This is a genomic window from Cryobacterium aureum (genome assembly GCF_002954245.1).
GTDB lineage: Bacteria > Actinomycetota > Actinomycetes > Actinomycetales > Microbacteriaceae > Cryobacterium > Cryobacterium aureum.
The window spans coordinates 305,270-327,381 of the sequence record NZ_PPTG01000009.1 but is presented as its reverse complement, the minus strand read 5'-3'; the positions used below and the strand labels follow the sequence as shown (position 1 = coordinate 327,381).

The following is a 22,112-nucleotide window of genomic DNA, read 5'->3' as shown; positions in this document are numbered from 1 at the left end:
AGCGGAACCGGCGCCACCGCGGGGCGATCCGCACCGGCGCGCTCAGTTGGCGGGGAGCAGGGCGGACTGCACTATGACGACGTCCTGGCCGTACTGCTCGTCGACGTACGTCTGAATGGTGCCGTCGTCGTAAGGCACGGATACCCACAGGTAACCGTTCCTGGTTTCGGACGAGAGCACCTGCGGTTGATTGAGTGCGGCCTGAATCTCCGTCAGGGTGGCCTCGTCGCTCGCACCAGCGTTCTCCGGGTCCTGGCGTGGGTCGGGTGAACCAATCGGCGAATACAACGACAACGGAATCGGCGGCTGGGTCTGCGTGAAGGCGGTGTCGTCCCAGGTGCCGAACACCGCGTAGGTACCCCACGTCACCGACCCGGCGGTTTCGGAGTACTGCGCCAGGGACCAATCCCAGCCGAGAATCGTCGGACCGCTGCACTGAGGCGGGAACGACTCCATGATCGGGCCCAGGCAGAGCTGCGGCTCGGCGTCGCCCTGCTGCAAGACCGTGCCCTGGCCGACGAGTTCGTCGCTCGTCAGCGTGGTTTGTGGAAAAGCGGCGTACGGCGGAAGGGTTCTCGGAACCTCTGCGCCGGGTACCGCGTCGCCCGCGCATGCGGCCAGCGTGAGGAGGCCAGTGGCGGCGAACGCGGCGAAGACGAACGATCGAGGGCTCATGCTCTGAGTGTGGCATCGACCAGAGAGCGTGGCCAGCGCCGTTGGTGTTGGTCGCCGAATCGTGACATTTTCGCGGTCGCACCGTGGCGCCGGTTACGCTGGGCACATAGAAAAGTGAGCGGGAGCAGTTAGTGGACGAGAACACATCCGGGCTCAGCCCCGAAGTCATCGAGGGCGTTTTCGACCTCGCCCGCGACGGCCTCACCGGCCCAGTGGGCGAAATGATCGACGCCGGAGTGGGCCTCGATGTCGTGAACGCCAGCGGGGACACGCTGCTGATCGTCGCGGCGTACCAGCAGCACGCCGAGACCGTCGGTGAGCTGCTTCGGCGCGGCGCGGACGCATCCGTGGTCAATGCCATGGGTCAGACTGCCATCTCGTGCGCGGTGTTTCGCAACAATGAGACGATTCTGCGGTTGCTGCTCGAAGCGGATGCCGACCCTCGCCTCGGCACTCACAGCGGCGTGGCCATCGCCGACCAGTTCGGACTGCCGCGCATGCGCGAGATCATCGAGTTGTACCCGCGCGACTGAGAAACCAGAAACAGGGCGCCTCCCGAGGGGAGACGCCCTGTTCTTCTCAGTCTGGTTAGCGGCCGAGTCCGAGTCCGAGGTCACCGAGAACGTCGTTGACGATCGAGTCGACCGAGCCGTCGATGTTCTCGACGTCGACGTCGCCGACATCGGTGCCGTTACCGGCGTCAACGGGGGCGTCAACCGGGGCGGTGACGGGTGCCTCGATCGGTGCGACGACGTCGTTGCCGCTTCCGACGGATGCGTCGTTGCCGACCTCGTTACCCGACGCAACATCACCGATGTCGCTGTTGAGCGAGTCCTCCACGAGCGGTCCGTTGACGACTCCGCCGTTGAGGATGCCGCCGACGGAGGTGTCGTTGCCGAGCACGCCGTTGCCGGTCGCCTCGTTGCCCGAAAGGTTGAACAGGTCGCCGATAACGTCAAGGCGGTTCTGCTCAGACGAGCTGTCGGTGCTGGTGCTCGTCGTGGTGCTGTCGCCGTCAAACGCCTGGGCGGGGGCGACAAAGCCTCCAATGATGAGAGCGGATGCTGCGGCGCCGGTAATTCCCAGCGCGGTGATCTTGCGAACGTTCGTGTGCTTCGTATTCGTGTTCATGGGAGCTCCTATTCGTTGTTCTGTTCCGGCCTCGTTGTGTTCTCGGGCCGCACAGATGGTCCGGAGCCGGGACCGTTGTGGTTTGGTCCCCGTGCCCCAAATGGGTGCCGTCGGACAGTTTGGGCGAGCGTCACGCTCGTGGCAACACGTTGAGATCGCCGCAACGAGGGGCATCCGCTCGCCGCGGTAGCACAACCTGAGAAAAGACTGGCAACCGGTGCTCGATGGCAATCGACGGAGCTGCTCTAGACGAGAAGGCCCAGCACACGGTCGCGCAGCACGTTGCTGCGTTCGGTGAAACCACGCTGGCGGCGCACGTACTCGGCCCTGCCTGCGGCAGTCTCGACCGCAACCGGCGCGTAGTCCCAGTCGCTCAGGTCATACGGGGAGGCCTCCATGTCGAGTCGGCGAATGTCGCGGGCGAGTTCGAAGGAGTCGAGCAATACCTCGCCGGGAACCAGCGGGCCGAGCTTGATCACCCACTTGTAGATGTCCATGCCGGCGTGGAGGCAGCCGGGCTGCTCCATCGCCGGCTGATTCTCTCGCGTGGGCGCCAGCTGGTTGAGGGGCAGGGCGGCGGGGGTGAAGAACCGAAACGCGTCGAAATGGCTGCAGCCGATGCGATTTCCGTCGACGACGGCATCGGTGTCAGCCTGGCCGAGCCGGAGGGGCGCCATATGGCGGTGCTCACCCTGCCGGTAGACCATCGCCCATTCGTGCAGGCCGAAACAGCCAAAGTGCGCCGGCCGCTGCCGGGTCGCCGTGAGCAGTGAATCGATGAAGCGGATGACGCGCGCGTTCTTCTCGCAGAAGGCGGCCGTATCCACTTGACTGGCGCAGCCCTCGTTGCGGTACCACTTCCAGCTTGCGCGGGGCTGGTCGGCGGCACCCTGCAGCAGCACACCAGCGCCAGGATGCCAGCGGCGCAATAGGCCGGGACGAAACGGGTAGTACGTGAACAGAAAATCATCGACCGGATGGCTCTGGCCGATTGCCGCGCGCTCGCGGCGGCCGAGAGTGAACGCATCAGCGCGTTCCTCATGGGCTTGCTCGCGGCTTCGCCAGTCGGCGGTCTCGAGCACCCGGGTCAGGTCTGTAAGTTGCACCCAACGACCTTACGCCGTCATCCGTAGGGCCCCGTCCTCAGCCTCCGAGGCCCAGGTCGCGCAGCGTCGCGTTGAGTTCGGTGCGGGCGGCAGGGTCGAGGCCGAGCAGCGGCAGCGGCAGGTTGGGCGAGGCGACGAGACCCAGAGTTTCGGCCGCAGCCGACATGACGCGCAGGCTGCCGTACCGGCGAAAGAGCGCCCAGAGTGGTTCGAGTCGGTCGGAGGCTGTCACGGCCGCTGCGCTGTCGCCGGCCTGGGCGGCACGCGTGATCGCCACGGCGGTCTCGGGAAAAAGCCCGCCAAGCACGCTGTACCACGCGTCAGCACCGCCGAGCAGTCCGCCGGTGGCAAGCCAGTCCCCGGAGACACCGATCGTGACGTGCGCGGGAATCAGACGGCGGAGGGCTGCGATTCTGGTCGGGGCAGCAACGGCAGTCACACCGGGGATCTTGATCGAGCCGATGTTCGGCAGCGCGGCAATGCGACCGTGCAACTCGTCGCTGAACGTCACGTGGGTCGTGCCCGGGTTGTCGTAAACGACGAGTGGAATCTCCAACTCGGCCGTGACGGCCTCGTACAGGCCGAACACTTCGCGGTCGGTCAACGGCTGGTAAGTCATCGGCGCGAGCAGCACCGCGGCAGCGCCGGCTGCCTGCGCATCCGCTGCGTGGTGAAGAACGAGGCGGGTGCGGAGCGCACCGATTCCCACGATGACCGGGATTGAGCCGGCCGCCTCGACCGCCGCCGTGGCCGCCCGGGCACGCTGTTCGCGGCTGAGGTAGGCGTAGCCGCCGGTCGAGCCGAGCGCGCCGATCGAGTCGACGCCAGCCGCGGCGAGCCGGGAGACGAGGCGCACGAAGGCGGGTTCGTCAATACCGTTCTCAGTGGTCGGCGTGAGGGGAAAAGCGCTGAGCCCCGTGAACATGGGTGTGCCCCTTCGTTGGTGCGCCCGTAAGCGGCGCTCCCACCATCTTCCCGCACGGCCGAACGCAGCAGAAGCCAGGCCCGGGCGCAGCGGTCATGGTCGTTCCACTTCAGCGGGGCAATTTCGTGTTCGTCGGCTGAACCGGGTAACGATTTTGGCTCGGCGGTGTTGCCCCCAGTATGACTATTCCGCTCTCCATACTTGATCTCGCTCCGATTGCCCCTGGGCACACCGCTCGGGAAAGCTTCGCGGCCAGTGTCGCGCTCGCCCAGACCGCCGAAAAACACGGGTACGAGCGCGTTTGGTATGCCGAGCACCACAATATGCCCACCATCGGATCGTCGGCGACGAGTATTCTGATCGGCCACGTCGCCGGGCAGACCAGCACCATTCGGCTCGGATCCGGCGGCGTCATGCTGCCCAATCACTCACCGCTCGTGATCGCCGAGCAGTACGGAACCCTCGCGGAACTCTACCCCGACCGCATCGACCTCGGCCTTGGCCGGGCGCCCGGAAGCGATCAGAATACCGCTCGGGCGATGCGCCGCGACCCACGTGCCTCCGACCAGTTTCCGCAGGACGTCATGGAGTTGCAGGCCTACCTGCGCGGGCAGTCGATCGTGCCCGGCGTGCAGGCCATTCCCGGAGCCGGCACCAATGTGCCGCTGTACATTCTCGGATCGTCGTTGTTCGGAGCCGGGCTCGCCGCCGCCCTCGGCCTGCCGTACGCCTTCGCGTCGCATTTCGCGCCCGATGCGCTGCACGAAGCCATCGCGCTTTACCGCCGCGACTTCACGCCGTCGGAGCAGCTTGCAGCGCCGCACCTGATCATTGCCGCCAACGTGATCGCTGCCGACGATAAAGCGGATGCCGTAGCCCAGTTCGAGACGACCCGCCGCACCCGGGTGCGCGGCATGCTCTCCCGCGGACCGGCAACCCCCGAATACGACGACGACCAGATCGACGTCTTCCTGACCACGCCGGAGGGCCGCAATATCGCCAACATGATGCGGTATTCAGCGGTCGGAACCGCCGACGAGGTACGCGTCTACCTCGAGGAATTCGCCGCGGGAACCGGGGCTGACGAGCTCATTCTCGCCCACCAGTCGCCGCTCATCGAGGGCCGCCTGCGCTCGGTTGAGCTCACGGCCGACGCGATGAACCTCGTCGAGGCATAGCTCAGGGGTAGGTTGGCGGCATGACTCCTGACACGCTCGTCGACCTGTGCCTGAGTCTGCCGCAGGCGGTGGAAACCTTTCCGTTCGGCGAGGAGACGAGCGTGTTTAAGACCAGCGGCAACGGCAAGATCTTCGCGCTCTCGGCCCTGGGCGGCGAGCCGTTCACGGTCTCACTCAAGTGTGATCCGGAGGAGAGCCGCGCCCTGCGCGAGGAGTTCCCGGCGTGGATCACCCCCGGATATCACCTCAATAAGAAGCACTGGATCACAGTCGTACTCGACGGCGACGTGCCCGCTGAGCTCGTCGAACAGCTGGTGCGCGACAGCCACGCGCTCGTGCGCCCGCGGGTTCCCCGCGCGCAGAAGCGTCCCAACGTCGCCGAGACGTGAGTGTTAGGCCATTGAATCGTTCAAATCCGCTGGAGACTCACGGGTCGGTGCCCGAAACTCACGGCTCGACCCGCCTCAGGTCTCGCGGAGTGGGTCGCCCAACGGGTCGGCAGCACTGAGGTCGGCCAGGGCCATTCCGCCCACCGGCAGACCGGCCCAGGACAACAGGGTCCAACCCTCCTCCGGGGAACCGGTCAGCTCGACGACACCGGTGTTGTCAAGCTCGTTGTCGCCAGCAAAGGTCGCAGGCACGTTCTGCGCGCGGGCCGCGGTCCAGACGCGAATGGCCGCGCCGTGGCTGAACACCGCGGCGACCTCTGAATCGGCGGCAGCGAGTGCGATGTCGGTGTCGAACCGACGGAAGAAGTCGTGACCGTCGTGCGCGCCCGGCATCCGCTTGGCGAGGTCGCCCGAGCCCCAGGCCACGGCGGTTTCCAGATAGGTGCGCACGGATGCCTGATCGCGCAGCCCCTCGAGCGCGCCGGCTTCGATCTCGTGCAGCCCGGTCGCCACCTGCAGTTCGAGGCCGCGATCGGCGGCGAGCGGATGCGCGGTCAGATGCGTGCGCAGCAGCGTCGACACAAAAATGGCATCGATCGGGTCGGAGCGCAGGGCGTCGGGTATTGCGGCGGCCTGGCGCAGGCCGAGATCGGTCAAACCTGGACCGGGACGAGAAGTGTCGAGGCGTCCGAGAACGTTGCCGGGAGTCTGGCCATGGCGGATCAGGAGTAGTCGCATATCTCTTTCAGCATAGGGAACCCGGCTGGGCAATGGGAGTTGGATGCGCCCACGGCTGCAGCGTCAGATGTCCGTGGCGATCTCGAACTTGGTCAGCACGGGCGGGCCAGACAGGATCGCTCCCAAAGACGATTTACCCGGTCCCGCACGATAGGTGCGATACGCGGTGTCGTGCTCCAGCGATATCCACTTTTCCACGAGAACGAAGTGGGTAGAGTCTTCGGTGTCGACGAGCACATCGACACCGAGGCATCCATCGAAGGCCCGGGTGGCGAGGAGAGTGTCGTGTAACACCGCGGGAGCCTGGGCGAGGGTCTCGGGCTTCACATGAATATCGAGAAAAGCGGTGATGGGCATAGTAGCTCCAAACAGGTGAGGTCGTGGGTCAAAATCGGTTACGACTGGTCGATCGTGTCGGCAGTCCTGCACCGCCTTGACGGATCAAGAGAAAAGTCGCATTTTTCCAGCATAGGGAACTTGGTCCGGCGGGGGAGAAAGCCTGGTCGTGGCGGGCCCTCGACTCGGCCATACAGCGGACAGTGGCAGCATGGAGGAAATACCTTCGAGAGTGCGAACAGAGAGCAGTTTCATGACGATCATCAAAATCAACGCCATCACCGTGCCGAGCGACGGCGGCGACGAGCTCGCCCAACGTTTCGCAGCTCGCGCCGGTGCTGTCGACGACCGCCCCGGTTTCGAGGGGTTCGAGCTGCTCAAACCGACCGATGATCGCCTGACTTGGCTCGTCGTGACGCGCTGGGCCGATGAAGAGTCGTTCCAGGCCTGGTTGAGCTCGCCGTCCTTCGCCCACGGCCACCGCAGCGAGACTCCGAAAGAGGGCGAGCCGAAAGCGCGCCCCGTCGATGTGAGCAGCGAGCTGTGGTCCTACGCGATCGCGGGTGGTACCGCCAACTAAGGCATCGGGGCCAGCGCGATGGTGCCCGGCTCCCCGTGAATGTCGGGCCTGCCCGCACTACGCGGGCGGGCCTGCCTCGGGGGTGTTGTCCTGAAGCAGCTCGGTGATCGACCGGAGGGTCTCGGGAGAGACGTCGCCGAGCATCCGTGCGGCAAAGCTCACCACGCGGGCAACGCGGAGGCTCTTCACGAAGGCGAGTTGCGCGTCGACGCGTTCCGGGAGGTCGCCGCCACCGCCGAGCATGTATTCCGGTGGGATGCGGAAGAACTCGGCAAGGCCGGTCAGAAGCGCGGGATCGGTGACGAGGGGACCGTCGCCGGTGATCATGTAGGCCCAGCGGGCTCGCGAGAGCGTCAGGCCGCGCTCATTCAGTCCCGCCTCGATTTGGCGGTAGGTATACGGGGTGTTGCCCTCGGCTACGACGACATCGAGCAGCAGGTTGAGCTTGCGCGCCAGTTCCAGCTGTGGGCTGACGGAATCCTGCGGCGAGCTCATCGTGTCGGCCCGACGAGGGTGGCGGTCGCTGGCGAACCCACCTGGGTTCGTTGTTCGGCCAGCGCGATTATGGCCAGCTCGGCCGGGGTGACGGCCTGCTCGGGGCGAAGTAGCAGGCTGTCGCGAATCTCGACGTGTCGTCGATACAGGTGCGCGCCAGGTCCACTTACCGTGAGCAGCTGCCGAGGTGAGAGCTGCCGCTCGATGCTGAGGTACGGCGTGTCGCGCAGAAGCCGCTGCCACAGCGGCGTGATGCGCCAGAGCAGCACGCGGTCGCGGTAGTTCTTTCGGCCGGCGGCCAGGGCATCGATGGCCGCCGAGAGTCCGAGGCCGACGACCAGGCTGATGGGAGACAGCAAGAGGGTCAGGGTATAGGCGGTACGCGCCCAGCCGACCAGCAAAAAGTCCGGGTAAAGAACGGCAAGTATGGCACTGATCAGGCTGATGACAGCGTAGGTCAGAACGCCCAGGCAAGCGAGGAGCACGAGGCTCAGTGAGATAGACGTAACTGGGCGGCGCTGCCGCCGCAGGTCCGCCAGACAGGCAAAGGCGAAAGACACCGCAAAGATACCCATCGCGATCCACGTTGTGGCAGCGTACGCGGTAAAATCCCAGCGGGGAATGAATGACGCGGCGATGTCGTCTGTCACGCGCCAGTCGCTTCCAAAGAACAAAATAGCCTGGGCAAGTACGATCGCCGTGGTGATCAGGACAGTGGCACGTTTGCGAGCCCGGGTGAGCCCGCGAGGAGACATGGCCTCTTGCACAATGACGTCGAGTAGCGCGATGGCCACAACGGTGAGAGCGTGGAATATGAAATAAGTCACGTTGCCGTTGCCCAGCAGCGCGTCGACGGGCCTGTACACCGGTTGGGGCATGAGCGTCATTGTCAGCGCGAATACCGCGAGAAACAGCAGGAGCGGTCGGCGGCGTCCACGAATGGCAGACGGCACGCATAGTGCCGCGGCGATCCAAAAAATGGCCGAGAGCGTGAACAGAGCCGTTTGCACTAGAGAACTCGTCCAAATCCGGTTTGGGTGCCGTGGGCAGCCAACGGCCCGTCGTGCAACATCATGAGGGCGAGCTGATCAGCGACGGCCTCGGCCAGGGCCTCCTGCTCGTCAGAGAAGCGGGTGCGAGATAACGCATAGACGATGGCATCCAGGGGAATCAGGGGTGCAAGCAGAGCCACTCGCTCCGCAGACAACAGCTCTTGTTCCTGATTGAGAATCATGTGGCCGAATTCATGATTGATGAACTGTTGTCGGTGCACCGCTGAGGTAGTCGGTGCATGGTGGATCCGCTCAAAACTTTCTCCGGCGACGGCAATCCACAACCCGCAGAGACCGGCCTCGAGTAGGCGCGGAGTCGCGCTCTGCACCACGATCCTTTTACCGCGCACTGTTTCCATGTGCCGGTGCAACAATTCGGCTGTGAGCGGCCGGGGCAGCCCGAGTTCGGCCACCATGATGTGCGCCCGCTTCTGTCGCGACTCGTAGTTCATCGGATGCCCCCTGTTTGCCCAATCAGCCTACCCTTCGCCGGGAACGGCCAGCCACGGCGCGCGCCGCGCCCCTCCAATGGGTTACGATAGACATGTCTAACGTGGGCCTGTGGGGGAAGATCGGCAATGGCATCGCTCGACAATGGCGGCAATGCGGGGGCTCTGATATCGGTGTTGAACACGTGGTACAGGCGGCCATCGCTCGAGTGGGCACGGCGCTCCACGTGGAATTTGCGCAATCGGCGCCCTCGCATCGGGGGCGCCGAGCGGCAGATTTCCGGGGGCGGGTCGCCACGTCGTGTGGTCAGTGGCGTGGTCGCCCTCTGGCTGCGTTCCCGATCACCTCGCCCTAGAGCCCGACCTGACCGTCTCGTGCAGTCGTGGTTGCTCGGCATACTTCCAGCGGGAGTCAGCCCGCGCGTCATCCTCACCTTCGACAGCTGGCACAACGCCCGAACGAGCACGGAAATAACCAGGGATGCCCTCGGAACCGTGACCGTCGCGAACCTGGCTACGGTGCGCGCGGCGCTGAAAATCATGGACGCCGGAAACAGCGTGGTGGTGCAGGTCTGTTCCATTCCTGAGCAATCGGAAGACGCCCTTCCGACGATTAGGGTGTGGGTGTGCAATCGAAACGATGCCAGAGCCATCGATGCTGCAACCCTGGAACAGAACCGACGAGGCATGCGCCCCGTTGAGGCCTCGCGCGCGGCAGCACGATTCGAGACCGGATGGATCGTGACCGGGGAACCCGGCGGAGCACGCCCCACTCGTAAGCGCGCCGAGCGGCGCACACGCTAAGAAACGTTACTTCGGGGCAGAGCAGTGTTCGAGGCCGCCGTTAAGCTGATTCAATGAGCACCGATCAAGAGCCCGAGCGAACGACTGACACCGAAACATCCGTCGCCCGCGCGCGCCCGGCTCGATCCGAGGCCCTGCTGGACGCGGTCAGATCGAGCGTCGTCATCGCTGACGGTGCCATGGGCACCATGCTGCAGGAACACAACCCCACCCTGGACGACTACCAGCAGCTCGAGGGCTGCAACGAGATTCTCAACGTGAGCCGGCCCGACATTATCGCCGCCATCCACGACGTCTACCTCGAAACCGGCATCGACGCCATCGAGACCAACACCTTCGGCGCCAATTGGTCGAACCTCTCCGACTACGGCATCGAAGATCGCATCGAGGAGCTCGCCCGACTCGGCGCCGAGATCGCCCGCGCCAGCGCCGAAAAATTCGAAGCCCGCGACGGCCGGGTGCGCTGGGTACTCGGCTCGATGGGTCCAGGCACCAAGCTGCCGAGCCTCGGGCACACCACCTACGCCAACCTCAAGGCCACCTTTGCCGAGCAGGCACTCGGCCTCATCCGAGGCGGCGCTGACGCGTTCCTGATTGAAACCTCGCAAGACCTGCTGCAGACCAAGAGTGCGGTGAACGGATGCAAGCAGGCCGTCGCCGAGACCGGCATCCGCTTGCCGATTTTCGTCGAGGTGACGGTGGAGACCACCGGAACCATGCTGATGGGCAGCGAGATCGGCGCGGCCCTGACCGCACTGGAGCCGCTCGGAATCGACGCGATCGGCCTGAACTGTGCGACCGGACCGACCGAGATGAGCGAGCACCTGCGTCACCTCTCCAAGTTCTCCCGCGTGCCCGTCATCTGTATGCCCAACGCCGGCCTGCCGCAGCTGACCAAGACCGGCGCGAGCTACCCGCTGACCCCCGACCAGCTGGCCACGGCGCACGAACAGTTCGTGAAGGAGTTCGGGCTGGGCCTGGTCGGCGGATGCTGCGGCACGACTCCCGCACACATGACCGCCGTGGTCGAACGGTTGCGTGGTGTCACGGCGAAACCCCGCACGCTCGAAGCAGATCCCGGGGTCGCGAGCCTGTACCAGCACGTCAGTTTCGACCAGGACAGCGCATTTCTGGCCATCGGGGAGCGCACCAACGCCAACGGCTCGCGGGCTTTTCGCGATGCGATGCTCGCCGAAAACTGGGACGAGTGCGTCGATATCGCCCGCAGTCAGGTGCGTGACGGCGCCCACCTGCTCGACGTCTGCATAGACTACGTCGGTCGCGACGGCGTCGCCGATATGAAGCAGGTCGTCTCCCGACTGGCCAGCGCCTCGACCCTGCCGCTCGTCGTCGACTCGACCGAACCGGCCGTGCTGCAGGCCGGCATGGAACTCATCGGTGGTCGTCCGGTCGTGAATTCGGTCAACTTCGAAGACGGCGAAGGGCCGACCTCACGGTTCGGCCGCATCATGCCGCTGGTCAAGGAGCACGGTGCCGCCGTGATCGCCCTCACCATCGACGAGGAGGGACAGGCCCGCACCGCCGAACGCAAGGTGCGCATCGCCACCCGCCTGGTTGAGACCCTGGTCAACGTGTGGGGTATGCGGGTGGAGGACATCATCGTCGACGCTCTGACCTTTCCGATTGCGACCGGCCAGGAAGAAACCCGCCGCGACGGCATCGAGACCATCGACGCGATCCGCCAGATCAAGGCCAAGTACCCCGGCATCCACACCACGCTCGGCGTCTCGAACGTGTCCTTCGGCCTCAACCCCGCCGCCCGCTCCGTGCTCAACTCGGTCTTCCTGCACGAGGCCACGGAGGCCGGCCTCGACTCCGCCATCGTCAACTCGGCCAAGATCGTGCCGCTCGCCTCTGTACCAGACGACCGGCGCAAGGTGGCTCTCGACCTGGTCTGGGACCGTCGCGAATACGACGCCGAAGGCACCCTCACCTACGACCCGCTTGTGGCCCTGCTCGACCTGTTCGCCGGCGTCGACTCCGCCGCCCTGAAAGACGAGCGAGCCGCCGAGCTCGCCGCCCTGCCGGTGGGTGAACGACTGGAACGCCGTATTATCGACGGCGAGGCCAAGGGCCTCGAGGCTGACCTCGACCTCGCCCGCGCTGGGGGACTGAGCGCCCTCGATATCGTCAACGTGCACCTGCTCGTTGGCATGCAGGTCGTCGGCGCCCGCTTTGGCAGCGGTGAGATGCAGTTGCCGTTCGTGCTGCAGTCGGCGGAGGTAATGAAAGCCGCCGTGGCCCTGCTTGAACCGCACATGGAGAAATCCGAAGCGGCCGGTAAGGGCACGATCGTGCTCGGCACCGTGCGCGGTGATGTGCACGACATCGGCAAGAACCTCGTCGACATCATCCTCACCAACAACGGCTACGACGTGATCAACATCGGTATCAAACAACCGATAGCCGAGTTCATTCGCGTCGCCGAAGAGAACAACGCCGATGTCATCGGGATGAGCGGGCTGCTCGTGAAATCGACCGTGGTGATGAAGGAGAACCTGCTCGAGCTTGAGTCGCGCGGCCTCGCTGGTAAATGGCCGATTCTGCTCGGCGGCGCTGCCCTCACCCGTTCCTACGTCGAAGACGACCTCGACAGCGTCTTCGCCGGGCAGGTGCGCTACGCCCGCGATGCCTTTGAGGGCCTTGCCCTGATGGAACCGCTCGTGGCCATCGCCCGCGGCGCCGACCCTCTGGCGGTGGGTCTGCCGCCGCTGAAGAAACGCATCCACAAGAAAAGCCTGCTCACCCTGACCGAGCCGGAGGAGATGCCCGCCCGCTCCGAGGTGGCGAGCGACAACCCCATTCCGGTGCCGCCGTTCTGGGGTACCCGCATCGTCAAGGGCGTCACCCTGGCCGATTTCTCGGCCTTTCTCGACGAACGCGCCACCTTCATGGGCCAGTGGGGGCTCAAGCCCAGCCGGGCCGAAGACGGCGCAAGCTATCAGGAACTGGTCGATACCGTCGGTCGGCCGCGCCTGCGCTACTGGCTCGACCGCATCCTGGGCGAGGGCATGCTGGACGCCTCGGTGGCCTACGGCTACTTTCCCGTGGTCGCCGAAGGTGACGACATGGTCGTGCTGCACCACGGCGATGACCCCACCGGCTTGGTCGGCCAGGCCGGACTGCTTGCGCCCGACGGTGGCTCGGGGGGCGTGCTCGGCACCGATCGCCTGCGGTTCAACTTTCCCCGGCAGCGCCGCGACAAGCACCTGTGCCTGGCCGACTTCGTGCGCGGGCGTGAGTCTGGCCAAACGGATGTCGTCGCCCTCCAGCTGGTCACCGCCGGCGCGAACGTGGACTCAGTGACGGCCAAGATGTTTGCCGCGAACCAGTACCGCGACTACATGGAACTCAATGGACTGACCATGCAGCTGACCGAGGCCCTTGCCGAGTACTGGCACTCGCGCATCCGCTCGGAATTCGGTGTGGGCGGCGAAGACCCCACCGATATCGCCGGCATGTTCAAGCTGGAGTATCGCGGCGCACGGTTCTCGCTCGGCTACCCGGCCTGCCCGGAGATGGAGGATCGCCGCAAGGTGGTTGAGTTGCTCAAGCCCGAGCGGATGGGCGTCGTATTGTCAGAGGAGCTGCAGCTGCACCCCGAACAGTCAACCGACGCGTTCGTGTTCCACCACCCGGAGGCGAAGTACTTTTCTGTGTAGCTGTACGGCACGTGCTGCACGGCGCAGTGTAGTTAGCCGCTCATCAGGCCAGGCGGGACCGGAACTCGTCAGCACCAGCGCCCGCTAAGTCCTCCGCGGCCGCACGACGACGGGTGAATGCGCTGAGGAGAGCGGCGACACCGCCGCTGACTCCGGGTCCTTCACCCCGCGCCCAGTCGGCGTCGGTGGCTTCGAAGCGCAGCCCGCGCAGGAGTTCGTCACTCACCGAGTGCTTGCCGCTCGTTAGCTCGTTGAGCACCATCCCGCCCGCTTCAGGGGCGATCCGACCGGCCAGGCCGAGCGGTCGACGAACGTCTCCGGCGTGAATGGTCAGGTGGGCCAGTGGGGCTAGTTTTCCCGCGCCGGGGACCGCGAAACCGGCGGCACTGGTCGTAGCGATACAGCGTGTCAGCTCGGCCCCGGTGCGACGGTCGGTCCGAGCCCAGCGGTCGGCGAGCTTGTCGAAGTTGAACCGTGCTTGCGCGAGACCGACAATGAAGCGGCTAAACCTTAGCTCGTATGGCATGAGCAGATGCGCACACAAGTCCCGCACTGTCCACCCTTGGCACAGGCTCGGCGTCTGCCAGGCTGCGTCATCGAGCCCGGCTAGATCCTCAACGAATCGGTCGCGCTCAGCGGTGTAAAGCGCCTCTATGTCTGTCGTTGTCATGGCTCACTGGCCTTACGAAACGTGTGGTGAAGCTAGTGGTCGAGGTGTTCCAGGCTGGAGAGTCGCCGCACGGTGAATTTTGTGCGCCAGGGCACGTTTTTCAACCAAATGCCACGACAGCGCTGCGATGATAGCGGTCACGAGCACGACGATAGCGATGTTCACGAGCCAGGGCAACACTCCGAACTGCTCGATAACGAGCTGCTGAACCAGAAATCCCCATAAATACATCCCGTACGAGAGATCACCGAACCGGCCGGCCCGGCACACTCCGGGAGTCGAGGCACGTCCGGCTGCGATCATGACGAACGGGAGAGCCAGCCAGGCGAGCACGAGCGCCAGGCCAGGAGCGAGCATCGCAGTGATAATCCACAAGGGGACAACGATAATGAGGCCTCGTGGCCTGAGCCAGCGGGTGGCAACCCGGCTGAGAAGCGCGCCGACTGCGAAGAACACCCAGGTCGTTCCGGCCGGCCCCATCCAAACAAGCCCGGGCGCCTCGCCGGGCATGAGGGCCAAGACAACCGCGATGATGCCGAAGACGAGGTAGCCCCAGCACGAGTGCGAACGGAGGAGGAGGCCACTGGCGGCCACGACGAGATAACAGACGAACTCAAGACCGAGGGTCCACAGGACTCCGTTCACGGCGCTCGAGCGATGCCCTGACTCGAAGACACCGGGTAGCTCGTACTGGGCCGTCAGCACGAGATTGAGCAGGTACTGGTAGACCACGTCACTTCGGAAGTACTGCGCTGTCTCGAGCACGGTCACCGATGGACCGATGAGGACGACAGTGACTAGAACCACGACCATGAGAGCGGGAAATATGCGCAAACTTCGATTCACGAGGTACGGCAGCAGCATAGGATTTCTCTGCCAACTCGTTGCAATGAGGTAACCGCTTATGGCAAAAAACGCGTACAGACCCAGACTATGAATCGGAATGCCGGCGACGCGGGGCGCTGCGACGATGCCGGTCAGCGTGAAGGAGTGCCCAACGATTACGGCCAGAGCTGACAAGAGACGCAAGGCATCCAGATTGTTCGTAGTCCTGATAATCGCTCCCGACGATTCGTCCACAAGGCGACTTGGCCCCTGAACGAAGTATGGCAGTGAGCATGCGCCGCCCGTCAGCTCGTCTCAGCACTCAAATTCATGTCGCGATTTTGGGTGCTCATCGAGGCGAACACGGGCTTGGATCCCCAGCAGCTCGAACCGAGGGCCGGTGTGGGTTAGAACGTGGCGGTATTCCAGTCATGTTCCTGGTCGGCGAGGCTGGGATCGGCGAGGCTGGGGTCGGCGAGGTCAGCCCAAACGTCGACCGGCCGTTTCGGGGAGTCTTCTGCTGGGCCGCCTTCGCTGGCGGCGGCGGCGGGGCCCGGGACGAGGCGGGTGGCGGGGTGGGTGGCGTAGTGTTTACCGGCGGGGCTGGTCCAGTGCATAACACCGTCGTTGCTTTGCTGCACGTCCCAGCCGGACTCTGTTTTCAAGCGGTGTCCGCGTTTGCAGAGGTGGGCGAGGTTGTCCCAGCGGGTTTCGCCGTTGTATTGCCAGTCGTGGGTGTGGTCGACTTCGCTGTGGCGGGCTTGTCGGGTGCAGCCGGGGAATCGGCAGGTTCCGTCGCGGATCTCTAGCCATTTCTTCAGGTCGGCGGGGACTTTGTAGCGGGTTTTGCCGACGCTGAGTACGACGCTGGTTTCGGGGTGGATCAGGATGCGGGTGAAGCTTTTCGCGGTGGCGGCGACGCGGCGGGCGGTGGCGGCGTCGATCGGGCCGAATCCGTCGAGGGTTCCGGGCTCTTCGCTCAGACCCATCAGGGTCAGTACCGGCACGGTCACGTTCACCAGGCCTTGTACTCCGGCCCCGAGCCCGGTTTCGGTCACTCCCGTCAACAGGAGGTCAACGGCGACGTCGAGGCGTTGCTGGCCGAGGGTGCGAGTGTCGACGGGTTCTTGCCCGGCGGCGTTGTGCAGGCTGCGGGCGAGGGTGTCGACGCGGTCGTTGATGGTGGCGGCGTCTTCCTGGCTGAGGATCAGCTCCAGGCAGGCCATGCCGTCTTGGGCGGGGATGACGGAGAACCATCGCTCGCTCAGGGCCTTCTTGTGCCGCTTCCCGATCGACTCGGGGTGGGAGAGTTCCCGCACGGTGATCGCCCGCTTCTTCAACTGCCCCACCGTCAGATCTTCCACCCCGGCGAGGGCATCGCCCTCAAACCGGGACCAGGCGTCGCCTGGCAGCGACAGGGCGTTATTGACGATGATTTCCGCGTGGCGGTAGCTGATTGTGCCGTCGGCGAGCTTGGCGCGGGTGGCCGGCAGTTCGTGCTGCAACATCTTGCTCATGCAGAGCAGGTTGCGGGCGGTGTTTTCATGCACGCGGAGCAGGCAGCCGAGTTCGGCGACGAGGCCTTCTGCGGCCGCTTGCTTCTCTGACCAGCGCTGCAATGGCTGGCAGGTCTCCCCGGCGTCTTGCGCTTCTTGCGTCAGCATCGCCCGCGGCAAGGGCCGCCCGGTGACCGCGGTGCTGGCCACCCACCGGGCGACGTCGTCAATCGCGGCCGCCCGCGCCGCATGAGCCCGGTTGATCGCGAGGTCACACTCCCGCACCACGTCAAGCAGCCGCACCTGCTCCACATCAACGGGACGCGCCCGCCAATCTTGCAAGGACGCCGCAACCACATAATCCAGGGCCTTCACCCCAGAGATCGGGATGGTTCTCGCCGAATGTCGCGTTTGCGCGGGCTTTCCCGGCTTGATCTCCGCCGCCGCCATCTCAGTCGCCCACTCCACCCGGGCTGCGGCACGCTCGATCGCCGCGGCGTCAACCGCATCGTTCTCCGCCGCGAGGGCGTCGGACTCGACGCGGTCGGACTCGTGACTCGCGCTCGTAGATTCCGGTTCCGGAGGTGGATCCGCGTTGATCTCCATACCTAATTTATCTCATTTATCGAATACAAAAGCGAGACTCGCTCACGTTCATTCCCGATAAATCTTGTCGAGTCTCGTATTTAAAGACGATGACTCCGTTTTTCGCTCCGGGGGTTCAGTTTCGCCCGCCGCAGGGCGGCGAGCACGGCGGGTCCGACCAGAGCGATACCGACCACGGTCGTGATTGCGCGCACGGTATCCCAGGTGAGGGTCGACGTGACGAGCGAGTAGAGCACGAATGAGGCGAGGTTCTGGCCGGGGCCGACTCCGGCCGTGTAGGAGATGCCGGTGCTGCTTCCCACGGCGAACGGCCAGAACCAGAGGTTCATCATGAGCCCGAACGCGTACGCGGCGACCACGCCGTAGGCGGCCAGTAGAGCGATTTCCCAGCGGAGGCGCCAGCGCTGTGCCGTCGAACTGCGCGCAGGTTCGGTCGGCGGAGACGCTTTTGGCCAATGGGGCAGCAGGCCGGCGCCGGCGCCGACCCAACCGCAGGCGAACATCTGAAACGGGGTCCACGGCCCAAAACCGCCCCAGAGCAGGGAGGACACCGCAATGGTGAGCAGCCCGAGCAGAAAACCGAACCGGGCGCCGTAAACCCGCCCGGCCAGAATCAGCAGCACGAACACCGCCTCGACCCCGCCGACGCCGGTGCCCGCGATACGCACCGCAGCGCCGACGGCCGAGAGCACGCCGAGCAGCGCCACGGTCTTGGCCGTGTACATTTCCCGGTCGAGGGTGAGCGCGAGGGCCACGATGAGCGCCGGAATGAGCGCGAATGCCACGATCGGAACCGCGACCTGGGCATCGGCTGGCACCGCCCCGACGAAGAACGGCCAGGCGAAGGCAGCTGCCGCGAGCACGCTGCCGCCACCGAGAATCCACGATGTCCAGCGGATGCTTCGGCGCGGTCTGGTCAGAACAGTCACGAGAGCACCTCGATCGGGGAACTCAGCCGGCCGGCCTCCATGCGCAGGGTTCGCGTGGCAAGGCCACGCGAAAAGTCATCGTCGTGGGTGGCGAAAAGCACCGCTGAGGTACGGTCGGTGGCCGTCAACAGCGCCGCGCTTACCAGGGCCCGCGCCGCCAGGTCGAGCCCGCGGGTGGGTTCATCGACGAGCAGCAGGGCCGGGCGGGCCGCGAGCTGAATGGCCATCACGAGGCACAGACGTTCGCCGGTGGAGAGGTCGCGCGGATGACGCTCGAGGAGGTGCGCGGCATCCGTTATGGCGTCAAAGCCGAGCAACTGCGCGAACAGCGCCGCGGTGACTGGCTCCCCGTGCTCGGGCCCGGTGCGAGCGGACTGCGCGAGGTGCAGCCTACGATCGGCCCTCCGGCATTCCTCGGCCACCGTGATCGCGAACAGCAAGTCGTCGACGTTCTCGGGCACGAGCGCCACGGACTGACGACGAGTGCGACGCTTGAGGGAGTGGACATCGTGCCCGGCTATGATGACCGTGTCAGCGGCCATGGGCAGCGCGATCGCGCGCAGCAAGCTGCTCTTGCCGGCACCATTGCTGCCGCGCAGGGCGATCACGTCGCCGGCCTGCACTTCGAAGGACACGTCGTCGACGGCGAGATCTGTTCGATGCCGCACGCTCAGCCGACGGATGCTCGCGAGTGGTTTCGCAGGCATGGTTGCGATACTGCGAGTCGCGCCCGGCGCCGCCGCTGCGCGGCCCGAAGCGCTCCCGAATGATGCCGGTATTCTGCCCCACGAGGGCGAATCGGCGGGCTTCGGCACGGGAATCTCGACCAATTTGGGCTGGATTTCGGCGGACGAGAGCTGGTGCACTCGGCTGCGGCGAATCTGGAGCCAGGCATCCGCTATCACGTCGAACTCGCGCGTGTTGTGCTCGGCGATCACGACGCAGACGCCGGCCTCGTGCGCCAGCTGGCCGAGCACGGTGCAGACGCGGTCCCTGGCGGCAGTGTCGAGGTCGGCGAGTGGCTCATCCACGAGTAACAGGATGGGGCTATTAACCAGCGCGGCGGCAATCGCGACGAGGCTCGCTTCGCCGGCCGAGAGCTGGTCGATCGATCGGTCGACCAGGTGAACGATCTGCAGCCGGGCAGCCACTTCGAGTACGCGAGCGTGCACGATGGTCGGGGCGACGTTCCGCACCGCGAGGGCGAATCCGATTTCGTCGTGCACGGATTCGGCGGCGAACCCCAGCCGCACGTTTTGCGCCACGAGCCCGACGAAACCGGCGGTGTCGCGTGGGAGAGTCAGCGCGCGGTCGGCGCCGGCAATGTCGATACGCCCGTGCTGGGTGCCGTCGTAGAAGTGCTGGAACAGTCCGCTCATGCTGTGCAGCAGGCTGGTTTTGCCCGATCCGGTCGCGCCGACTATGACCGTCAGGGTGCCGGGCTCGAGCGTGACGTTGAGCTCGTCGAGGTGCCAGTCTGCGCCGAAATCCAAGCTGGCATCCGCCAGCAGCACGGGTGTCTCGCAGACGCCGGGGATGACGCGGACGGCCGCAAATCCGCGGGTCTCCATTGACGCAGCCAGCGCGAGAGCGCGCTCGATGGTCTGTTCAAAAACGGGTACGAGCAGTGATGCGATCGATCGTTCACCGCGTAGGGCGCGAGCGACCCGCACCCGCCGCACCGACTCCAGCAGTGCCGGAAAGGTGGCCCAGGCGATCACGAGCGAGCGCGAAATTGCCCGCAGCGGTCCGCGGCCAGCGCCGCGGGCAAACAACGCCTGCACATTGACGACGGCGTTGAGAAGGCCGAAGAACACGATCACGGCGGCGACCGGGAGTGCGCTGAGCGCGGCGTTGCCCAGCCCGACCAGGGTGATCGGGCCGAGCAGCGTGATGTGGCTGAACGGTCCGTCGAGCCGCAGCTGGGGAAGGTTCAGCAGCAGCGGGCCCGCGCCGGCGCCTGCGCCGCCGAAGACCACCCGGTAGACGACCCGCAGCAGCACGAAGCCGACCGCGAGTACGGCTGCCGCGCGTAGCGGGGCCAGGCGCAGGCGAAGCACTAGCTGCCGGGCGTCGGCGTTTCGGTACCCGTGGTGTAGACGAGCCCGACGGACTGACCGGGCTCGACCTCGAGCGTGCCGAGGCCCTCCTGGGCGTACTCCCAGTCGGCGTTGGGGGTGGCCTTCACCCAGAGCGCCCAGTACGCGTACGCGGGCGGCATCGAGGCGCAGCTCTCGGTGAACGATTCCTGGCCCTCCACCACGACGGTTTCGTCGGCAGCCGGACGGTCGTTGACGCGGCAGACAATCTGGTCGCCGTACTCCACGCTGCCCGCGGTCGTGACACCGGTTGTGGCCAGGGCCTCGCTCGCGGCAGTCGCCGCGGACGCATCGACGCACTCGGTGACCGAATCGGCATCGAGGGTACCGAAGTCGACGACAACGTTGACGCCGGCGCAGCTCTCGGTTGAGCCTTCCGCTTCAGCGGTAGCGGATGTCGTCGAGCCAGCACCAGCGCCGGAATCGGCGGTGGCGCATCCGCTCAGTGCAGCGAGCAGAACGAGCGCGCCCAGGGCAACAGAGGTGCGGGCCCCCGCACTGCGGGAGAAAATGGACGCAGAAAAAAATGGCGCAGTGAGGTTCATGAATTCAGAATACCTAGCGTTTAGAGGATGCCGGCGACTCGGTCGAGCCCGCCGCGGAGATCGAGCAGAAGGTCGTCCAACGATTCGATGCCGACCGACAGGCGAAGCATTCCGGCGGTGATGCCGAGGCGTGCATTCAGATCGGGGGCAAACGACGCGTGGGTGGTGGTGAGCGGATGCAGCACCATCGAGCGCGTGTCGCCGATACCGGTCATCCGGCTGAATACCCGCAGACCGTTCGTGAACGCTCGGGCACCCTCGGTACCGCCCTTGACGGTGACGGCGAACACCGATCCGGTACGGCCGTTGTAGTACTTTTGCGCGATCTCGTGCAGCGGGCTGCTCGGCAGGCCGGCGTAGTCGACGACCTCCACCTCGGGCTGCTCCTCGAGCCAGTGCGCGATGGCAATGGAGTTGTCGACGTGGCGTTCCATGCGCAAGGAGAGGGTTTCGATGCCCTGGTGCAACAGAAATCCGTTGAACGGCGAGAGCGACGGTCCGACATCGTTCACGACGGCCTCGCGCACATACTGGGCGTAGGCGGCCGGGCCGAAGCGCTCGAGCAGCGACGGCAGGCCCGGGCGCAGCGAGTCGGTGAGCAGCGGGTAGCGGCGAGAGCTCGCCGCCCAGTCGAAGGTGCCGCCGTCGACGATCGCGCCCGACACTCCGGCGCCGTGGCCGCTGAGAAACTTGGTGGTCGAGTGCACGACGATGTCGGCGCCGTGCTCGAACGGACGAATCAGGTATGGCGTGGCCACGGTGTTGTCGACGACGAGCGGAATGCCGTGGCGGCGCGCGACCGCTGCAACGCGGGCAATATCGACGACGTCGTTGCGCGGGTTAGGAATGGTTTCAGTGAAGATCGCCTTGGTTTCCGGCCGAATCACCGCGTCCCAGGCAGCATCGGAATCGGTGTCCCAAACGTAGTCGACCTCGATACCCATGCGGCGAAAGCTCCGGCCGAGCAGAATGCGGGTACCGCCGTAGATGCTCGCGGTCGAGACGATGTGCTCGCCCGATTCGGCCATGGCAAACAGGGCTGCGCTGATCGCGGCCTGTCCGCTCGACACGGCGACGCAGGCGGTGCCGCCCTCCAATGACGCGAGGCGCTGTTCGGCGACCGCGTTGGTGGGGTTGCCCTGCCGAGAGTAGATCGGTTCGCGCGAACCTCCGTTGAACCGAGCAGCTCCGTCGTCGAAGGAGTCGAAAACGTAACCGGCGCTCAGGGTGAGCGGCGGAATGCGCGCGCCGCGGTTCTCATCGGCGTATTCGCCCACGTGCACCTGGCGGGTGTCGAAGCTGAAGCCGTCCCAGTCGGTGATCGGCTCCACGACCACGGTGGCGTCAGAATTCAGTAGCGAAGCGGATGCTGGTGCTGGGGTGGGCATGGAACTTCCTGTT

The 22,112-nt window shown here is 65.5% G+C and carries 22 protein-coding genes; 6 read left to right on the top strand and 16 right to left on the bottom strand.

The genetic code is table 11. The features are described 5' to 3' along the window. Positions 1 to 42: 42 nt before the first annotated feature. Positions 43 to 675: a hypothetical protein gene (locus CJ028_RS04495; protein ID WP_105034066.1), complete on the bottom strand. Its 633-nt coding sequence runs from the start codon at positions 673 to 675 to the stop codon at positions 43 to 45. 131 nt (positions 676 to 806) lie between these two features. Between CJ028_RS04495 and CJ028_RS04490 the strand changes: the two genes are divergently transcribed. After that, the gene (locus CJ028_RS04490; RefSeq protein WP_205683933.1) at positions 807 to 1,208 is read left to right on the top strand and encodes an ankyrin repeat domain-containing protein; all 402 of its coding nucleotides are present in this window, start codon (positions 807 to 809) and stop codon (positions 1,206 to 1,208) included. 55 nt (positions 1,209 to 1,263) lie between these two features. Here CJ028_RS04490 and CJ028_RS04485 read toward each other — a convergent pair whose 3' ends face one another. The 3 genes from CJ028_RS04485 to CJ028_RS04475 form a co-directional block, all read right to left on the bottom strand. Continuing rightward, a complete protein-coding gene (locus CJ028_RS04485) occupies positions 1,264 to 1,806 on the bottom strand; it encodes a hypothetical protein (RefSeq protein WP_105034065.1) in 543 nt (180 codons plus the stop codon). A 245-nt stretch (positions 1,807 to 2,051) separates the two neighbouring features. After that, on the bottom strand, positions 2,052 to 2,912 hold the full coding sequence (locus tag CJ028_RS04480) for a 3-methyladenine DNA glycosylase (RefSeq protein ID WP_105034064.1): 861 nt from the start codon (positions 2,910 to 2,912) through the stop codon (positions 2,052 to 2,054). Between the two features lie 37 nt (positions 2,913 to 2,949). Continuing rightward, positions 2,950 to 3,837 carry a dihydrodipicolinate synthase family protein gene (locus CJ028_RS04475; protein ID WP_105034063.1) on the bottom strand — a complete coding sequence of 296 codons (888 nt, stop codon included), beginning with the start codon at positions 3,835 to 3,837 and terminating at the stop codon, positions 2,950 to 2,952. Between the two features lie 179 nt (positions 3,838 to 4,016). Between CJ028_RS04475 and CJ028_RS04470 the strand changes: the two genes are divergently transcribed. Further along, complete coding sequence (locus CJ028_RS04470) at positions 4,017 to 5,015, top strand: LLM class flavin-dependent oxidoreductase (RefSeq protein ID WP_105034062.1); 999 nt, start codon at positions 4,017 to 4,019, stop codon at positions 5,013 to 5,015. Between the two features lie 20 nt (positions 5,016 to 5,035). Next, entirely contained in the window at positions 5,036 to 5,404 is a 369-nt protein-coding gene (locus CJ028_RS04465; RefSeq protein WP_105034061.1) for an MmcQ/YjbR family DNA-binding protein, read from the top strand. A 75-nt stretch (positions 5,405 to 5,479) separates the two neighbouring features. On the opposite strand, the gene CJ028_RS04460 is transcribed toward CJ028_RS04465, so the two are convergent. Then, positions 5,480 to 6,142: a histidine phosphatase family protein gene (locus tag CJ028_RS04460; RefSeq protein WP_105034060.1), complete on the bottom strand. Its 663-nt coding sequence runs from the start codon at positions 6,140 to 6,142 to the stop codon at positions 5,480 to 5,482. A gap of 63 nt (positions 6,143 to 6,205) precedes the next feature. Next, the gene (locus CJ028_RS04455) at positions 6,206 to 6,499 is read right to left on the bottom strand and encodes a putative quinol monooxygenase (protein ID WP_105034059.1); all 294 of its coding nucleotides are present in this window, start codon (positions 6,497 to 6,499) and stop codon (positions 6,206 to 6,208) included. Between the two features lie 232 nt (positions 6,500 to 6,731). Between CJ028_RS04455 and CJ028_RS04450 the strand changes: the two genes are divergently transcribed. Continuing rightward, complete coding sequence (locus CJ028_RS04450) at positions 6,732 to 7,058, top strand: antibiotic biosynthesis monooxygenase family protein (RefSeq protein ID WP_105034058.1); 327 nt, start codon at positions 6,732 to 6,734, stop codon at positions 7,056 to 7,058. Positions 7,059 to 7,115: 57 nt separating this feature from the next. Here the strand turns inward: CJ028_RS04450 and CJ028_RS04445 are convergent, their stop codons facing one another. From CJ028_RS04445 to CJ028_RS04435, 3 genes are read right to left on the bottom strand one after another with little or no spacing between them, the layout of a single operon-like run. Then, positions 7,116 to 7,553: a hypothetical protein gene (locus CJ028_RS04445; protein WP_105034057.1), complete on the bottom strand. Its 438-nt coding sequence runs from the start codon at positions 7,551 to 7,553 to the stop codon at positions 7,116 to 7,118. Further along, positions 7,550 to 8,563 (bottom strand): DUF6545 domain-containing protein, encoded by a 1,014-nt coding sequence (locus tag CJ028_RS04440; RefSeq protein ID WP_105034056.1) that lies wholly within the window; start codon positions 8,561 to 8,563, stop codon positions 7,550 to 7,552. Before CJ028_RS04440 ends, CJ028_RS04445 begins: the two co-directional genes overlap by 4 nt. Beyond that, entirely contained in the window at positions 8,563 to 9,057 is a 495-nt protein-coding gene (locus tag CJ028_RS04435; RefSeq protein WP_105034055.1) for a hypothetical protein, read from the bottom strand. The genes CJ028_RS04440 and CJ028_RS04435 overlap by 1 nt, the downstream gene beginning before the upstream one ends. A 372-nt stretch (positions 9,058 to 9,429) precedes the next feature. Between CJ028_RS04435 and CJ028_RS04430 the strand changes: the two genes are divergently transcribed. Together CJ028_RS04430 and metH are read left to right on the top strand one after the other, a co-directional pair. Continuing rightward, positions 9,430 to 9,858, top strand: coding sequence for a hypothetical protein (locus CJ028_RS04430; protein WP_105034054.1), 429 nt, complete (start codon positions 9,430 to 9,432; stop codon positions 9,856 to 9,858). Positions 9,859 to 9,911: 53 nt separating this feature from the next. Then, positions 9,912 to 13,541 carry a methionine synthase gene (metH, locus tag CJ028_RS04425; RefSeq protein WP_105034053.1) on the top strand — a complete coding sequence of 1,210 codons (3,630 nt, stop codon included), beginning with the start codon at positions 9,912 to 9,914 and terminating at the stop codon, positions 13,539 to 13,541. A 43-nt stretch (positions 13,542 to 13,584) separates the two neighbouring features. Here metH and CJ028_RS04420 read toward each other — a convergent pair whose 3' ends face one another. From CJ028_RS04420 to CJ028_RS04390, 7 genes are all read right to left on the bottom strand, one after another. Then, complete coding sequence (locus CJ028_RS04420; RefSeq protein ID WP_105034052.1) at positions 13,585 to 14,211, bottom strand: maleylpyruvate isomerase family mycothiol-dependent enzyme; 627 nt, start codon at positions 14,209 to 14,211, stop codon at positions 13,585 to 13,587. 12 nt (positions 14,212 to 14,223) lie between these two features. Then, positions 14,224 to 15,240, bottom strand: a complete 1,017-nt coding sequence (locus CJ028_RS04415; protein WP_161498886.1) for an acyltransferase family protein — start codon at positions 15,238 to 15,240, stop codon at positions 14,224 to 14,226. Between the two features lie 203 nt (positions 15,241 to 15,443). After that, a complete protein-coding gene (locus tag CJ028_RS04410) occupies positions 15,444 to 17,138 on the bottom strand; it encodes an HNH endonuclease signature motif containing protein (RefSeq protein WP_105034050.1) in 1,695 nt (564 codons plus the stop codon). A gap of 80 nt (positions 17,139 to 17,218) precedes the next feature. Next, positions 17,219 to 18,067: an ECF transporter S component gene (locus CJ028_RS04405; RefSeq protein ID WP_105034049.1), complete on the bottom strand. Its 849-nt coding sequence runs from the start codon at positions 18,065 to 18,067 to the stop codon at positions 17,219 to 17,221. Further along, complete coding sequence (locus CJ028_RS04400; RefSeq protein WP_105034048.1) at positions 18,064 to 20,127, bottom strand: ATP-binding cassette domain-containing protein; 2,064 nt, start codon at positions 20,125 to 20,127, stop codon at positions 18,064 to 18,066. Before CJ028_RS04400 ends, CJ028_RS04405 begins: the two co-directional genes overlap by 4 nt. Further along, positions 20,127 to 20,711, bottom strand: a complete 585-nt coding sequence (locus CJ028_RS04395; protein WP_105034047.1) for a hypothetical protein — start codon at positions 20,709 to 20,711, stop codon at positions 20,127 to 20,129. Before CJ028_RS04395 ends, CJ028_RS04400 begins: the two co-directional genes overlap by 1 nt. 20 nt (positions 20,712 to 20,731) lie before the next feature. After that, positions 20,732 to 22,099 (bottom strand): O-acetylhomoserine aminocarboxypropyltransferase/cysteine synthase family protein, encoded by a 1,368-nt coding sequence (locus CJ028_RS04390; protein ID WP_105034046.1) that lies wholly within the window; start codon positions 22,097 to 22,099, stop codon positions 20,732 to 20,734. Positions 22,100 to 22,112: the final 13 nt, after the last annotated feature.

Excerpts from the sequence above, each read along its gene's own strand:
- CJ028_RS04495 (WP_105034066.1), bottom strand. The coding sequence starts at position 675 with ATGAGCCCTCGATCGTTCGTCTTCGCCGCGTTCGCCGCCACTGGCCTC.
- CJ028_RS04450 (WP_105034058.1), top strand. The coding sequence starts at position 6,732 with ATGACGATCATCAAAATCAACGCCATCACCGTGCCGAGCGACGGCGGC.
- CJ028_RS04460 (WP_105034060.1), bottom strand. The coding sequence starts at position 6,142 with ATGCGACTACTCCTGATCCGCCATGGCCAGACTCCCGGCAACGTTCTC.
- CJ028_RS04465 (WP_105034061.1), top strand. The coding sequence starts at position 5,036 with ATGACTCCTGACACGCTCGTCGACCTGTGCCTGAGTCTGCCGCAGGCG.
- CJ028_RS04485 (WP_105034065.1), bottom strand. The coding sequence starts at position 1,806 with ATGAACACGAATACGAAGCACACGAACGTTCGCAAGATCACCGCGCTG.
- CJ028_RS04410 (WP_105034050.1), bottom strand. The coding sequence starts at position 17,138 with ATGGAGATCAACGCGGATCCACCTCCGGAACCGGAATCTACGAGCGCG.
- CJ028_RS04470 (WP_105034062.1), top strand. The coding sequence starts at position 4,017 with ATGACTATTCCGCTCTCCATACTTGATCTCGCTCCGATTGCCCCTGGG.
- CJ028_RS04420 (WP_105034052.1), bottom strand. The coding sequence starts at position 14,211 with ATGACAACGACAGACATAGAGGCGCTTTACACCGCTGAGCGCGACCGA.
- metH (WP_105034053.1), top strand. The coding sequence starts at position 9,912 with ATGAGCACCGATCAAGAGCCCGAGCGAACGACTGACACCGAAACATCC.
- CJ028_RS04455 (WP_105034059.1), bottom strand. The coding sequence starts at position 6,499 with ATGCCCATCACCGCTTTTCTCGATATTCATGTGAAGCCCGAGACCCTC.
- CJ028_RS04390 (WP_105034046.1), bottom strand. The coding sequence starts at position 22,099 with ATGCCCACCCCAGCACCAGCATCCGCTTCGCTACTGAATTCTGACGCC.
- CJ028_RS04475 (WP_105034063.1), bottom strand. The coding sequence starts at position 3,837 with ATGTTCACGGGGCTCAGCGCTTTTCCCCTCACGCCGACCACTGAGAAC.
- CJ028_RS04435 (WP_105034055.1), bottom strand. The coding sequence starts at position 9,057 with ATGAACTACGAGTCGCGACAGAAGCGGGCGCACATCATGGTGGCCGAA.
- CJ028_RS04395 (WP_105034047.1), bottom strand. The coding sequence starts at position 20,711 with ATGAACCTCACTGCGCCATTTTTTTCTGCGTCCATTTTCTCCCGCAGT.
- CJ028_RS04445 (WP_105034057.1), bottom strand. The coding sequence starts at position 7,553 with ATGAGCTCGCCGCAGGATTCCGTCAGCCCACAGCTGGAACTGGCGCGC.